Source organism: Pseudomonas trivialis (genome assembly GCF_036864995.1).
GTDB lineage: Bacteria > Pseudomonadota > Gammaproteobacteria > Pseudomonadales > Pseudomonadaceae > Aquipseudomonas > Aquipseudomonas trivialis.
The window spans coordinates 2,297,043-2,311,567 of record NZ_CP142151.1 but is presented as its reverse complement, the minus strand read 5'-3'; the positions used below and the strand labels follow the sequence as shown (position 1 = coordinate 2,311,567).

Annotated in this window: 13 protein-coding genes; 10 read left to right on the top strand and 3 right to left on the bottom strand. The window is 63.9% G+C overall.

All coding sequences use genetic code 11. From position 1 onward, the window contains the following. The first annotated feature begins 6 nt into the window (after window positions 1-6). Entirely contained in the window at window positions 7-861 is an 855-nt protein-coding gene (locus VRB54_RS24540) for a methyl-accepting chemotaxis protein (protein ID WP_422396099.1), read from the top strand. Window positions 862-885: 24 nt separating this feature from the next. Here VRB54_RS24540 and VRB54_RS10240 read toward each other — a convergent pair whose 3' ends face one another. Then, the gene (locus VRB54_RS10240) at window positions 886-2,118 is read right to left on the bottom strand and encodes an MFS transporter (protein ID WP_338480685.1); all 1,233 of its coding nucleotides are present in this window, start codon (window positions 2,116-2,118) and stop codon (window positions 886-888) included. Next, entirely contained in the window at window positions 2,115-2,789 is a 675-nt protein-coding gene (locus VRB54_RS10235; protein ID WP_338480684.1) for an RraA family protein, read from the bottom strand. Before VRB54_RS10235 ends, VRB54_RS10240 begins: the two co-directional genes overlap by 4 nt. Window positions 2,790-3,105: 316 nt before the next feature. Here VRB54_RS10235 and VRB54_RS10230 point away from each other — a divergent pair, with 316 nt between their 5' ends. The 7 genes from VRB54_RS10230 (at window position 3,106) to VRB54_RS10200 (ending at window position 11,955) form a co-directional block, all read left to right on the top strand. Then, a complete protein-coding gene (locus VRB54_RS10230; protein WP_338480683.1) occupies window positions 3,106-4,083 on the top strand; it encodes a hydroxyacid dehydrogenase in 978 nt (325 codons plus the stop codon). 82 nt (window positions 4,084-4,165) lie between these two features. Further along, window positions 4,166-5,491, top strand: a complete 1,326-nt coding sequence (locus VRB54_RS10225) for an MFS transporter (protein WP_338480682.1) — start codon at window positions 4,166-4,168, stop codon at window positions 5,489-5,491. A 99-nt stretch (window positions 5,492-5,590) separates the two neighbouring features. After that, window positions 5,591-6,340 (top strand): IclR family transcriptional regulator, encoded by a 750-nt coding sequence (locus tag VRB54_RS10220; RefSeq protein WP_338480681.1) that lies wholly within the window; start codon window positions 5,591-5,593, stop codon window positions 6,338-6,340. A 178-nt stretch (window positions 6,341-6,518) separates the two neighbouring features. Then, complete coding sequence (locus VRB54_RS10215) at window positions 6,519-6,788, top strand: hypothetical protein (RefSeq protein WP_422396080.1); 270 nt, start codon at window positions 6,519-6,521, stop codon at window positions 6,786-6,788. Window positions 6,789-7,080: 292 nt separating this feature from the next. Then, a complete protein-coding gene (locus VRB54_RS10210; RefSeq protein WP_338480680.1) occupies window positions 7,081-9,489 on the top strand; it encodes a glucose/quinate/shikimate family membrane-bound PQQ-dependent dehydrogenase in 2,409 nt (802 codons plus the stop codon). A 61-nt stretch (window positions 9,490-9,550) separates the two neighbouring features. Continuing rightward, entirely contained in the window at window positions 9,551-10,783 is a 1,233-nt protein-coding gene (locus VRB54_RS10205; RefSeq protein WP_338481085.1) for a carbohydrate porin, read from the top strand. A 95-nt stretch (window positions 10,784-10,878) separates the two neighbouring features. Beyond that, complete coding sequence (locus VRB54_RS10200) at window positions 10,879-11,955, top strand: aldo/keto reductase (protein ID WP_338480679.1); 1,077 nt, start codon at window positions 10,879-10,881, stop codon at window positions 11,953-11,955. A gap of 125 nt (window positions 11,956-12,080) precedes the next feature. On the opposite strand, the gene VRB54_RS10195 is transcribed toward VRB54_RS10200, so the two are convergent. After that, complete coding sequence (locus tag VRB54_RS10195) at window positions 12,081-12,602, bottom strand: chemotaxis protein CheY (RefSeq protein WP_338480678.1); 522 nt, start codon at window positions 12,600-12,602, stop codon at window positions 12,081-12,083. Between the two features lie 214 nt (window positions 12,603-12,816). Between VRB54_RS10195 and VRB54_RS10190 the strand changes: the two genes are divergently transcribed. Beyond that, entirely contained in the window at window positions 12,817-13,500 is a 684-nt protein-coding gene (locus tag VRB54_RS10190; RefSeq protein WP_338480677.1) for a molecular chaperone, read from the top strand. 16 nt (window positions 13,501-13,516) lie between these two features. After that, entirely contained in the window at window positions 13,517-14,497 is a 981-nt protein-coding gene (locus VRB54_RS10185) for a hypothetical protein (RefSeq protein WP_338480676.1), read from the top strand. Window positions 14,498-14,525 lie beyond the last annotated feature (28 nt).

Here is a 14,525-nt window from a genome sequence, read left to right as displayed (position 1 = left end):
CTGGGCATGATCGCGCAGTTGGTGCAGCGCATCGGCAATGCGTCCGCCGACCTGCAGACTGCCGCCGCCGACACCAGCGATGTGGCCAACAACCTGAACCAGGCCGCCGGTCGCCAACGTGAAGCGGTGGAACTGGTGAGCACCGCGTTCAACGAAATGGTGGCCACCGCCAACGAAGTGGCACGTTCCTGCAGCGCCGCCGCGTCGAGCGCCGACCAGGGCTACCGCGACGTGCACACCGGCGAGCAGCATATCGGCGAAGCCACCGGCAGCGTGCTCAAGCTCAGCGAAGACCTGCAGAAGTCGACCCATACCATGCAGTTGCTGGAGCAGGACAGCCACAACATCAACACCATTCTCGATACCATCCGCTCGATTGCCGAACAGACCAACCTGCTGGCGCTCAACGCCGCCATCGAAGCCGCGCGCGCCGGTGACCAGGGCCGTGGCTTTGCGGTGGTCGCCGACGAAGTTCGCGCCCTGGCGCGTCGCACGGCCGATTCCACCGGCGAAATCGACAGCCTGCTCGGCAACCTCGCCTGCCGCACCCAGGAAGTGACCCAGCAGATGCAAGGCAGCCTGCAGGTGTCCCACACCAGCGTGGAACGTATCCAGCAGGCTCGCGACAGTTTCGAAAAGATCCGTGGCTCGGTGGATTCGATCCGCGACCAGAACACCCAGATCGCCACCGCCGCCGAGGAACAGCACCAGGTGGCCGAGGAGATCAACCGCCATATCGCGCAGATCCATGCCGATGCGCAGTTGGTCGAAGGCTTCGCGCATTCGGCGCAGACCGGTTCGGGTCGCCTGACGGATATTTCTGCGCAGCTCAAGGGGCTGGTGGGGCGCTTCAAGTTCTAGCCAGCCAGGGCGGCGGCAAGCGTTTTAACGCCGCCCTTTCTCGGCCCGTTTTTGCAGCAACCCACTGCACACCTGGTAAGCCCCCAGCAACACCCCCGCCACCAGCAGGGTCCATTGCACGTTCAGGGCTGCCGCCAGCAGGCCGGCCAACAAACCGCCAATCGCTTCAAAGCCGAAACGCATGGCGATATAAAACGCAATGACCCTGCCCCGCAGCGCTTCCGGCGCGGCGCCTTGCAGGGTCATATTGCTGCTGACATTGCTCACCGTGATGCCGAACCCCAGCCCGGCGAGTGCTGCGAGGGTATACCCCAGCGGCGGGTTGGCCGCCATCGCGCACAGCGACACCGCACACACTACGGTGCCCAGCACAATGATGCGGCTCAGCCGCGAGGCGCTGCCGGCAAAGGCCAGGAAAATCGTCGCCACAAAGGCCCCGGCACCGGCCGCGCCCCAGAGCCAGCCCAGGGTCTGGGCATCGCCGCTGAACGCATGCTTGGCCAGAATCGGCAGCAGCACCGAGTAGCAGGACGCCAGCAGATTGACCATCACCACGCTGATCAACAGTCGCCGAATCGCCAGGGTGCGCCACAGGTAACGCAGGCCTTCACGGAAAATCTCCCCGGTGGAGCCCTGGGCCCTGGCCTGCGCGCGACTCTGCACCTTGCCCAGGCCGACCAGCAACATGCCGAAGGCGATGGACGTCAGCAGAAAACAACCCGCCTCGCCGCTCCAGTTGATCAGCATCCCGGCCAGCGGCGGGCCGATAAAGCGCGCGGCATTGATCAACATCGCATTGAGCACAAGGGCATTGGGCAGGTCGCCGGGGTCATCGACGAAGCTGGCGATCAAGGCTTGCCGCAGCGGGGTTTCCAGGGCGTTGAGCAAGCCCAGCAGCAGCGCCATCGCAATGATCACCTCGCGCCCCATCCAGTGCTGCCAGGTGAGCAGCGCCAGGGCCACCGATTGCACGGCGAGCACCGCCTGTACGGCCATCAACAGGCGGCGTTTGTCGTGGCGGTCGGACCAGGCGCCCGCCAGCGGCCCGATCAGCAGTTGGGGCAACAGCGTCAGAAACGCAATGGTCCCCAGCAGCACGGCCGAACCCGTGAGGTGGTAGGCCAGCCAGGCAAGCGCGACCTGTTGCACCCACTTTCCCAGGGTGGAAAGGCCCTGGCCGACAAAGTAGATCTGGAAATTGCGATGGCGCAGCGCGCGTATCGGCGCGGGCCAGCGGGACGGGGAAGCAGGGTTCAACTAAACGCGCAGCCCTTTTGTATGAGCGATTTCATGACCCAGGTGCGGTCGTTTTCACCCAGTGCGATCTGTTCAAGCTGCTTCTGTTCAGCGGCATGCTTGGCGTAGGCGCGATCATACACCTCGCCGACCTGATCGAAGGGCACACAGAGCAAACCGTCTTCGTCGCCGATCATCAGGTCGCCCGGTTCGATCACCATGCCACCCAGGGCAATCGGCACATTCACTTCGCCCGGTCCATCCTTGTACGGGCCGCGATGGGTGATACCGGCGGCGAACACCGGGAAGTCGCCGGCACCGATGCTTGCCGCATCACGAATGGCGCCATTGATCACAATGCCGGCCACGCCGCGCTTGATCGCATACGCCACCATCATTTCGCCGATCAGCGCGTTGCTCAGGTCGCCGCCGGCGTCCACCACGATCACATCGCCCGGCTGCGCGATATCCAGCGCGTGATGCAGCATCAGGTTGTCCCCCGGGCGCGCCTTGACGGTCAGCGCCGGCCCCACCAGCACGCCCTTGCTGTGCATCGGCTGCAGGCTGGCGCCACCGGCGGTCATGCGGTTCATCGAATCGCTGATGTTCGCCACGGGCACCGTGCGGTAGCGCTCCACCCAATCAGCGGCAACTTTGCGTGGCTGATGGAGCACTCTGAATCCGATGGACATGGGGTCTTCCTCTTGTTTGTGATTTTTATTGATGGCGCATCATCATAAACGAAACGCCATTTCGAAATTATCACCAAGATTCGTACGTAGCAACACCAGACTCCGATCAAGGCGCATCACGAAAATTTGAAATCGGTAAATTTAAAAAAGAAATACCTTATCAAATAAAGAGTTAGCGACACCTGCACGCGCCGAAAACCCAAATCGAGCAAATTTATTTATTGCAACGACGTTTCATTATGATAGCTTTCAAGCCAACGTTGAGCGCCGCCACGAGCGCCAACTGCACTCAGATAACAAAACCAAGGTGCGCAACATGACCCGAACCCTTCTGCTGACCGGCCCGCAATTGACCGCCGAGGCCATGGCTCACGCCGCCGCCCACGGGGTGCGCGTCATCCCCACCACGCCCTACCTGCCGGCCGATGAACTAACCGCCATCATTGCCCGCGAACAGCCGGACGCCATCATCGTGCGCCAGGGCAACCTGACCCGCGAGATGATCAACGCCTCTCGCGCACTGAAGATCATCGCCAAGCACGGTGTGGGCTACGACACCATCGATATCGCCGCCGCCGCCGAGCGCAATATCCCCGTGACCATCGCCCTGGGCGCCAACGCTCAATCGGTGGCCGAACACGCGCTGGCGCTGATGTTCAGCGTCGCGCGCCAGACCGCCCTGCTCGATGCACGCCTGCGTGACGGGCACTGGGACAAGGCAACCTCCGTAGGCATCGAACTCTGCGGCAAGACCCTGGGCCTGGTGGGGTTGGGCGCCATCGGGCGCATCCTGATGGAACTGGTGACCCCGCTGCGCATGACCGTCAAGGTGTACGACCCCTACCTTGCGCACTTGCCCGACCAGCCGAACGTCGAGCGCGCCGACGATTTCCAGACCTTGCTCGCCGGCTGCGATGTCATCAGCCTGCATTGCCCGCTCACCGAGCAGAACCGCAACCTGTTTGGTGCGGCGCAGTTCGCGCAGATGCGCCCCGGCAGCCTGCTGATCAATACCGCACGCGGCGAGCTGATCGATACCGACGCGCTGGTCCACGCCTTGAGCACCCGGCAGATCGCCGGCGCCGGCCTCGACACCTTCAACCCCGAACCGCCACCGGCCGATTCCGCCTTGTGGGGCCTGCCGACGCTGGTCGCCACGCCCCATGTCGGCGCCAATACCCATGAGGCCCGCGACCGTGTGGGCATGCTGGCGCTGCAACAGATTCTCGACGTCTGGAACGGCGACCCGCTTGAGCCACGCGCGGTGGCCAACCGCCACCTGTTCGCCGATTGATTTGCCCGCACACCGCCCGCACTTCACTTGATGAAGAGCGGGCTCATACGCTTCTCCGACAAAAACAAAATGGGAGAGAGTCATGCCTGTCAGCTCTACTGAAATCAGCGCCATCGAGCGCTCGACCATGCGCAAGGTGGCGTGGCGGCTGTTGCCGTTCCTGATCCTCTGCTACCTGCTCGCGATCATCGATCGGGGCAATATCGGCATGGCGTCCCTGCAAATGAACCAGGACCTGGGCCTTACCCCGGCGATCTTCGGTTTCGCCAGCAGCCTGTTCTTCGTCTCGTACTTTCTCGTGGAGGTGCCCAGCAACCTGGCGTTGCAACGCTTTGGCGCACGGGTGTGGATCGCCCGGATCATGATTACCTGGGGGCTGATTTCCGCCGGCACCGCATTCGTGCAGGGCGCCAACTCCCTGTACGTCATGCGCTTTTTGCTGGGTGCCGCCGAAGCGGGTTTCTTCCCGGGCGTATTGCTGTACCTCACCTACTGGCTGCCGGCGGCCTACCGTGGACGCATGGTCGCAATCTTCATGGTGGCCATTCCCGGCGCCAACTTCATTGGCTCGCCGCTTTCCGGCCTGCTGCTGAGCCTGGATGGCTGGTTCGGCATGCGCGGCTGGCACTGGCTGTTCATCATTGAGGGCATCCCTGCGGTGCTGCTCGGGATCGCCTGCCTGTTCGTGCTGACCGACCGCCCCGAACAGGCCAAATGGTTGAGCCACGAACAGCGCGGCTGGCTGACCGGGCGTCTCGACGAAGAACGCAGCCGCAAGACCGCAATCGGGCATATCTCGCTGTGGAAACTGCTGCGCCACAAGCACATCTGGGTGCTGGCGCTGATTTACTCGGGCGCATCGGCCGCCGGCAGCACCATGAGCGTGTGGGCCCCGCAACTGCTCAGGACCTTTGGCCTGGACAACCTGCAGATCGGCCTGGTCAATGCCATTCCCTATGGGCTGGCGTCGGTCCTGATGATTGTGTGGGGACGCAGTTCCGACAAGACCGGTGAGCGCCGCTGGCACACCGCGACCACCTTGCTGCTGATCACCGCCGGACTGTTGCTGGCACTGGTCACCTCATCGCTGGTGGCCACGGTGGTGATGTTGTCGATGGTGCTGATCGGCGCCTACTCGATGAAGGGGCCGTTCTGGGCGCTGGTGTCCACCTGGCTGTCGTCCTCCACGGCCGCTGCCGGCCTGGCCGCCGTGGGCGCGATGGCCAACCTGGTCGGCGGCGGCATCATGGTCAATGTGTACGGCACCATCCATCACGCCACGGGCAGTTATGCCCTGGCGCTGCTGCCACTGGCGGCGCTGTGTGCTGCCGGTGCGGTGATGGTGTTGCTGATGGGGCGCAAGCAGATGCAGGCGCTCGAACTCGGCAAAGCGGCGAACGCCCACTGAGGCGCGGTTAAACGCTGCAAGGTCAAGCACTTGAGCATTGCCCCTCGCGGGCAATGCCAGTATTTTGCAGCGTACCCGCACATCCTCAAGGAGCACCCCATGGTAAAAACCCGCCCACGCCCGGCCGTCACCGGGGTTGCTTCGGCTGATCGGGTGCTCACCGTGCTGACCGCCTTCAGGATAGGCGACACCGCCCTCGAGCTGGCCGAGCTGGCGGCGCGCACCGGGCTGATCAAAAGCACAATCATGCGTCTGATGGTATCGCTGGAAAACCATGGCCTGATCACGCGCCTGGCGGACGGCCGCTATCAACTGGCGACTGAAATCATGCGCCTGAACACGGTGTACCAGGACGGCCTCGACCTGGAGCGCCACATCACCCCGCTGTTGCACCGGCTGACCCAGGAAAGTGGCGAAACCGCCTCGTTCTACGTGCGCCATGGTGCCTACAGAATGTGCCTCTACCGGGTCAACTCGCCCCACCACCTGCGCCTGCACCTGCAACCCGGCGACACCCGCCCGATGGACGGCGCGGCCGGTGCCGAGGCATTGCGCACGCCCTATTTGCTGGCGGCCAGGATGATCAAACCGATCTATTCCCACGGCGCCACCGACCCGCATGCAGCCTCCATGGCGCTGCCGATCTTCGGCCCAGGGGAAAACCTGATTGGCGCACTGGTGCTGTCCGGCCCGGCCAGCCGTCTCACCGCAGAGCAGGCGCAGACCCTTCATCCGCTGTTCCAGCAGGCCGCCGTAGAGCTGACGCGCAGCCTGGGCGGCGATGCACTGGCAGACGATGAAAACCCACCGAAAAAGCTCCACGGCAAAATCAGGGAAAGTTCGATCTGACCTGTGTGAGCAATGGCTCACCTGTGCTGTGGCGAGCGGGCTTGCCCCGCGTTGGGCTGCGAAGCGGCCCCAAAACAGCCTCCGCGCACTGCCTGATGCAGCGCATTCGTCCTTTATAGGGGGTGCTTCGCACCCCAACGCGGGGCAAGCCCGCTCGCCACATTTGCTGGCGGCGAGGATGATCAAACCGATCTATTCCCACGGCGCCACCGACCCGCATGCAGCCTCCATGGCGCTGCCGATCTTCGGCCCAGGAGAAAACCTGATCGGCGCACTGGTGCTGTCCGGCCCGGCCAGCCGTCTCACCGCCGAGCAAGCGCAGACCCTTCATCCGCTGTTCCAGCAGGCAGCCGTAGAGCTGACCCGCAGCCTGGGCGGCGATGCACTGGCAGACGATGAAAACCCACCGAAAAAGCTCCACGGCAAAATCAGGGCAAGTTCGATCTGACCTGTGTGAGCGATCTATGTTGTGGCGAGCGGGCTTGCCCCGCGCTGGGCTGCGAAGCGGCCCCAAAGCAGTCTCCGCGCACTGCCTGATGCAGCGCATTCGTCCTTTATAAGGGGCGCTTCGCACCCCAACGCGGGGCAAGCCCGCTCGCTACAGTGACGGCCCCGCCACAACTTTTTCAATTGACTGTGGCAGTCTCGGTAACAGTCTATTGCGAGACTGTAATGTACTAACCGGTTACTTATGTTGCTAAAATCCGGTCTTTGCCCTCTCTCAATCGAGTCCTTTCGACATGAAACGAGCATCGCGCGCCGCTGGCGTCTCTAGATTCTTCCTGCTGGGCCTGGGCGTGATCATCGCCCTGCTCGGCCTTGCGCTTGCCGTCGGCGGCGCCAAACTGGTCAGCCTGGGTGGCTCCTGGTACTTCCTGATCGGCGGCGTGGCCATGGCGATTGCCGGGCTGTTGATCGCCAAACGCAAAGCGGCGGGCGCGTGGCTGTTCGGCGCGTTCCTCGTCGGCACGGCCATCTGGGCGGTGGCGGACGTGGGCCTGGTGTTCTGGCCACTGTTCTCGCGGCTGTTCATGTTCGCAGCCATTGGTCTGGTGGTGGCGCTGGTGTACCCGCTGCTGGTCGGCCGGCCTGCGCGTGGCGCGTATGGCGTGGCGGCTGTGCTGGCGGTGGGCGTGGCAGTGGCGGCGGGCAATATGTTTGTCGCCCATCCGAGCGTTGCCCCTACCGGCGCCGGTCCTGGCGTCACGCCGGTGACTGCAGCCGATGCGCAGAAAGACTGGGCCCACTACGGCAACACCGAAGGCGGCAGCCGCTTCGCCGCGCTGGACCAGATCAACCGTGACAGCGTCGACAAGCTCAAAGTGGCCTGGACCTACCGCACCGGTGACGTGGCCATCAGCGACGGCAACGGCGCCGAAGACCAGCTCACGCCGCTGCAGATCGGCAACAAGGTGTTCATCTGCACGCCGCACAACAACCTGATCGCACTGGATGCCGACACCGGCAAGGAGTTGTGGAAGAACGAGGTCAACGCGCAGTCGGCGGTATGGCAGCGTTGCCGTGGCATGGCGTATTTCGACGCCACCGCACCGCTCAAACAGCCCACCCAACCGGGCAGCTCGCCGGTCATCGCCGCCAGCGTCCCCGCCGGTGGGCAGTGCCAGCGCCGTCTGCTGACCAACACCATCGACGCACGTCTGATCGCCGTGGACGCCGACACCGGCCAGTTCTGCGAAGATTTCGGCACCCATGGCCAGGTCGACCTCAAGGCGGGCCTGGGCAATGTGCCGGACAGCTACTACCAACTGTCCTCGGCGCCGTTGATCGCCGGCACCACCGTGGTGGTGGGCGGCCGCGTGGCGGACAACGTGCAGACCGACATGCCGGGCGGCGTGATCCGTGGTTTTGATGTGATCAGCGGCCAGATGCGCTGGGCCTTCGACCCGGGCAACCCCGAAGACAAGCAGGCGCCGGCTGCTGGCAGCACCTACGTGCGCAGCACGCCCAACAGCTGGGCGCCGATGTCCTACGACCCGCTGATGAACACGGTCTTCCTGCCCATGGGCAGTTCGTCCACCGACATCTACGGCGTGGAGCGCACGGCGCTCAATCACAAGTACGGCGCCTCGGTGCTGGCGCTGGACGCCTCCACCGGCGCGGAAAAATGGGTGTACCAGACCGTCCACAACGACCTGTGGGACTTCGACCTGCCAATGCAGCCGAGCTTGATCGACTTCACCCCACCGGGCAGCGACAAAGCCGTGCCGGCAGTCGTGATCGGCACCAAGGCCGGGCAGATCTACGTGCTTGACCGCGCCACCGGCAAACCGCTCACCGATGTGCAGGAAGTGCCGGTCAAGGCCGCGAACATTCCCAACGAGCCCTACGCGAAAACCCAGCCAAAATCCGTCGGCATGCCGCAGATCGGCGCGCAAACCCTCAGTGAATCGGACATGTGGGGCGCCACGCCGTACGACCAGTTGCTGTGCCGCATCGACTTCAAGGGCATGCGCTACGACGGCCTCTACACCGCACCGGGCACCGACAAATCCCTGAGCTTCCCGGGTTCTCTCGGCGGCATGAACTGGGGCAGCCTCTCCACCGACCCGGTGCACGGTTTTATCTTCGTCAACGACATGCGCCTGGGCCTGTGGATCCAGATGGTGCCGTCGCAGAACAAGGCCCTGGCCGCCTCCGGTGGTGAAGCACTGAACACCGGCATGGGCGCCGTGCCGCTCAAGGGCACGCCGTATGCGGTGAACAAGAACCGCTTCCTGTCGGTGGCCGGCATTCCGTGCCAGGCGCCGCCGTTCGGCACACTCACCGCCATCGACATGAAGACGCAAAAAATCGCCTGGCAAGTGCCGGTCGGCACGGTGGAAGACACCGGCCCTCTGGGCATCCGCATGCACCTGCCGATCAAGATCGGCCTGCCCACCCTGGGCGGCACGCTGTCGACCCAGGGCGGCCTGATCTTCATCGCCGGCACCCAGGACTTCTACCTGCGCGCCTTCAACAGCGGCAACGGTGACGAAGTGTGGAAAGCCCGCCTGCCCGTGGGCAGCCAGGGCGGCCCGATGACCTACGTCTCGCCCAAGACCGGCAAGCAGTACATCGTGGTCACCGCCGGCGGCGCACGCCAGTCCACTGACCGTGGCGACTACGTGATCGCCTACGCCCTGCCATAACCCTGCGCGCGCGGTGCCCCTCGCGGCACCGCGCCTTCTGTCTGGAAGCCCCCATGACTGCATTTTTTCCGACCCCCGACTCGGCGGCCTGCTGCTGGGCCTGACATTTGCCACCGCGCTGCCCGCATACGCCGACAACACCACGCTCACCGGCGACTGGGGCGGCCTGCGCCGTGAACTGGAAGCGCAAGGCATCCGCTTCATCGGCGACTACAGCGGCGAGACCGCCTACAACGCCAAGGGCGGCACGCACCGTTCGGCGCGCTACTCGCAAAACCTCAAGCTCGGCGTGCAGTTCGATCTGGGCAAGCTCTACGGTCTGAGCAACAACGACCGTATTCAACTGACCGTCAATGACCGCCGTGGCAACAGCGCCTCCGAGGACATGGTGGGCAACCGCCTGCCGATCCAGGAAAACTACGGCGGCCTCTACACCCGGCTCACCGAGTTGAGTTACGAACGCACGCTGTTCACCCAGGCCCTGAACGTCAAGCTCGGCTACATGGCCATGGGCAACGACCTCGGCGGCCTGGACAGCGGCATCCTGTGCAACTTCATGAACGCCGGACTCTGCGGCCACCCGCTGAACATGTCCGGCGGCAGTGGCTGGACCAACTACCCCAATGCGCGCCTGGGCGTGCGGCTCAAATACGACTTTTCCCCGGCCTGGCAACTGCGGGTGGCGGCGTTCAACGTCGACCCCGACAGCAACGGCAACGCCAGCCGCGCCTGGCACCTGGGGCCCAAACGCACCACCGGCACCGTGGTGCCGATCGAACTGGTGTACAAACACGCAGGCGCCCTGCCCGGCGAATACAAGCTCGGTTTTTACCACGACAGCTCCGAGGTGAAACGCATCGGCAGCGACCGGCAGGTCAGCGGCCGCAGCGGTCACTACCTGTTGATCGACCAGGCGGTGTGGGCCAGCGACGTGAGCAAGGGCCGCAGTCTGCATGTGTTCGGTCAATACTCGGCAGCCAGCGAAGCGGCCTCGCCGTTCAGCAAGTGGTACGGCACCGGTGTGGTGTTGTACCAGCCGTTCACCGGCAGGCCGCGCGATACCCTCGCCCTCGGTTACGGGCGCGCCGTGCCAAACCCGCGCAGTCGGGTCGGCGCCGGCTTTGACGGACTGGACAGCGCCGAACAACTGATCGAACTCAGCTACGGCTACCAGGCCACGCCGTGGCTGAGCCTGCGCCCGGATGTGCAATACATCATCGAGCCAGGCGCGTTTACCGGGGAACACATCGACAACGCCCTGCTGCTGGGGCTGCAGGTCAAGGCGGTGTTCTAGCCAGCAACAGGTCGGCGTTTTTTCAGGTAAAAAATTCAAACTATCGCGCCCTGTTTCGTTCACAACCCTACGTTCAATGTGAAACAGGAGGCGACATGCAGTATCGACAACTGGGCCATTCGGGCTTGCTGGTATCCGAAATCGTCCTGGGCACCGTGCCCTTCGGCGGGCGCGGCGAGTTCGAAAAATGCGGCGCTGTGGATGTGCCCCAGGCCAGGCGCATGTTTGATATCGCGTTCGAAGCGGGCGTGAACATGGTCGACACCGCCGACCTGTATTCCCACGGCCTGGCCGAGGAAGTGGTCGGCAAGGCCCTGGGCGACAAGCGCCACGACATCCTGCTGGCCACCAAGGGCCGCAGCCCCGTGGACGACAACCCGAACAACTCCGGCTCCTCGCGCTACCACCTGATTCGCGCCTGCGAAGCCAGCCTCAAGCGCCTGGGCACCGACCACATCGACCTGTATCAACTGCACAACTGGGACGGCCTGACGCCGATCGAGGAAACCCTCGAAGCACTGCGCCTGCTGGTGGGTTCGGGCAAGATCCGCTACTTCGGCACCAGCAACTTCACTGCCTGGCAAATGATGAAAGCCCTGGGCAAGGCCGAGTTGCATGGCATGCTCAAGCCCATCACCCAGCAGATCTACTACACCCCGGAATCCCGCGAGGCCGAGTACGAACTGCTGCCGCTGGCGCTGGACCAGAACATCGGCACCCTGGTGTGGGGCCCGATGGGCGAAGGCCTGCTGACCGGTTCGACCCGACGCGGGCACAAGCCGCCGGCCAACACCCGCCAGGGCAGCGACTGGCCGGAACCCTACGTGCATGATCAGGAACGCGCGCTGGACATCATCGAGACCCTCGCCGCCGTCGGCGACGAGCACGGCGTATCGGTGGCACGCACCTGCCTGGCCTGGCTGAAGGACCGTCCGGGGATCACCTCGCTGATCATCGGCGCCCGCACCGAGGAGCACCTGCGCGACAACCTGGCCGCCACCGAGCTCAAACTCACCGAGGAACAGTCATCGCGTATCGAGGCCGTCACGCGGCGCCAGCCGTTGTATCCATACTGGCACCGCTTCACCGCCGGGATCGATCGCTTTGACCCGGCCGAGCAGCCGTTTCTGGCGGAGCATCGCAAGACCATGGATGCGCGCAAGGACAAGTAGCGCTTTCGAAGGCTATCAACCCAGCCAGGCGCCGCCACGCTTGTCGTGGCGAGCGGGCTCGCCACAACAGTGTGACGGTCTGGATAGCTGCCCCCAACAGTGCGGTTGCCTGAACAGAGCTGCCCTCAGCCCTTGGGCGATAACCCCACCGCGCACGCCACCACCGCCGCATCGCCCTTAAACGATGTGCGCGGCAAAGCAGCAGGTGGGCTCGGCCGTGTGTCAACCGCGCGCAAGGTCGGTCGCTCGACAAGCGGCAGGCTGTGCGTCGGGTCAACAATTTCCATGCAACAGCGCAACGAGTTGAAGTCCGGCGATTGCGACAGGGCGAGGTGAAGGGTCTGGCTCACCGACACCGAAATCATCGAGGGCTGCGCGCATTGCCCGTCGTAGATCAGGGTGTGGCGGATCAAGGGGTTATCGTGGCAGTACTTCAACAGGTTGATCTGCCGCGAATGCACCAGCGCCGTATTGATGATTAACAGGTCGAACGCCACACCGCCCGCGCGCGTCAACGCCTGCAGCTCATCGAACGAACTCAGCGGGGCGATACGGTGATAGCCCAGCTGGTTGAGCATTTTCTCGATCTTGATCCGGGGCAGCAGCTCGGCATCGGCAATCACAAGGCGTAAGGCTTTATTGGGCATAGGGTAAACCTGACAGTTGGCCATCAACGTCGATCATTCAACGCCGACCACGTTAACCGTCACGGGTCAGACCTGACTTTAAGGCGATTCTGAAACGGCGCGGCGCGGGCGCGCACAAGGCAAGTGCTTTTAAGAATCGCCTCAAAGCCATCGCGCCGCCCTCTCCCTACCATGGCCTGCGTTCCCCTACGCCTCCATGGATGTTCCCGTGCTCATGTTCCTACTCAGAATGCTGCTTCTGGCCGGTGCGCTGCTGGCCCTCGCGCCACCGCCCGCCCATGCGGCGCTGAAAATCGAAGGCACGCGCCTGATCTATTTCGGCCAGGACAGGGACGCCAGCATCAGTGTGGTCAACCAGGCCAACCGTGAAATGGTGGTGCAAACCTGGATCACCGGCGACGCTCCCGACGACCGCACGGTGCTGTTTGCCGCGACCGAACCCCTCGTAAAGCTGGGCGCCGGGGAGCATCACAAGCTGCGCATTCTGTACGCCGGCGAAGGCCTGCCCAGCGACCGTGAATCGCTGCTGTGGCTCAACATCATGGAAATTCCTCTGAAGCCGCAAAGCCCCAACGCCGTGCAGTTCGCGATCCGCCAACGGCTCAAGTTGCTCTATCGGCCGCCCACGCTCAAGGGGGGTTCAGCCGAGGCGCTGCAACAGTTGATATGGCGCAGTGACGGCGGGCAAAGCGTTACGGTGAGCAACCCCAGCGCGTTTTACCTGTCGCTGGTGGACGTGCACACCGACACCCAGGTGCTCAGCGACTACCTGCTGCTTAAACCCCGCGAGAGCAAAACCCTGGCCGCACCGAGTCCCTTGTCCGCAGGCGTCACCCTGCACTTCACCAACATCAACGATATCGGCTTGCAGACCCGCCACAGTGCGGCGCTCAAGTAACCAACACGAGGCCCCCATGTCACTTATCAAACGCTGCCTGCCGCTGCTGCTGTGGGCCTGCGCCGTATTGCCCGCCACCAGCCATGCCCTGGCGTGCCGCGAGGACGGCACCGACTCGATCATCACCCAGGAAGCGCTGGGCACCGCACTGGCGGTGGCCGCCGACGCGCCCAACGGCACCATTATCTGGGAGTCCGGGCCACGCTCCACGAACGTGATCTGCAAGGACGATTACCGCGTCGGCCGCGAGCTGGTGTATTTCTACGTCAACCCGGCAAACGTCAGCATCGGCAAGGGAATTCGCGTGGGCATCCGTTATAACAACCAGCCGATCACCCAAAGCAGCGGCAAGGTCAGCACCGGGTTCTATTCCGACCGTGGCTGCACGTCCAATTGCATCGGCTGGGACAAGGCGCGCTTCACCCTCAACTTCAGCGTGTTCATCGAAAAATACGACCCCACGCCCCCCAGCGGCCAGGCGAGCACCCTCACGTCCTATCGCGTGTTTCAACTGGACGGCGTGCAGGGGCTCAACTCTCGGCCCAACAGCAACTTCAACTACGTGGTCACCGGCATGAACGACATCCGCTTCGTACCCTGCACCCCCGACCTGACCATCACCCCCAGCGTGGTCACCTTCCCCACGCCCTCGCGCCAGGCGGCCATCGGCGAAGTCGCCAGCAGCGCCAACTTCAGCCTGAACCTGCGCAAGGGTTGCGACACCCCCTACACCGTCAGCGCGCGCTTCGCCAGCACGGCGGGCGGCGGCAGCGTGATCAACGGCCTGCTGGTGCCGGACAACAACAGTTCGGTGGGCATCTCGCTGTCACGCGCCGATAGCCAGCAGCCGCTGGCGTTCAATACCTGGTTCACCCTGCAGCAGTTGATGGGCCTGGGCCAGAGCCACGATGAATTTCGCGCCGATCTGAAATGGCGCTCCCTGCCGATTCCCGGCCCGTTCGAGGGCGCCGTGGTGGTGGATATGTACTACAAGTAGCCGGCTTTTAAGGATCGTCTTATGCCCC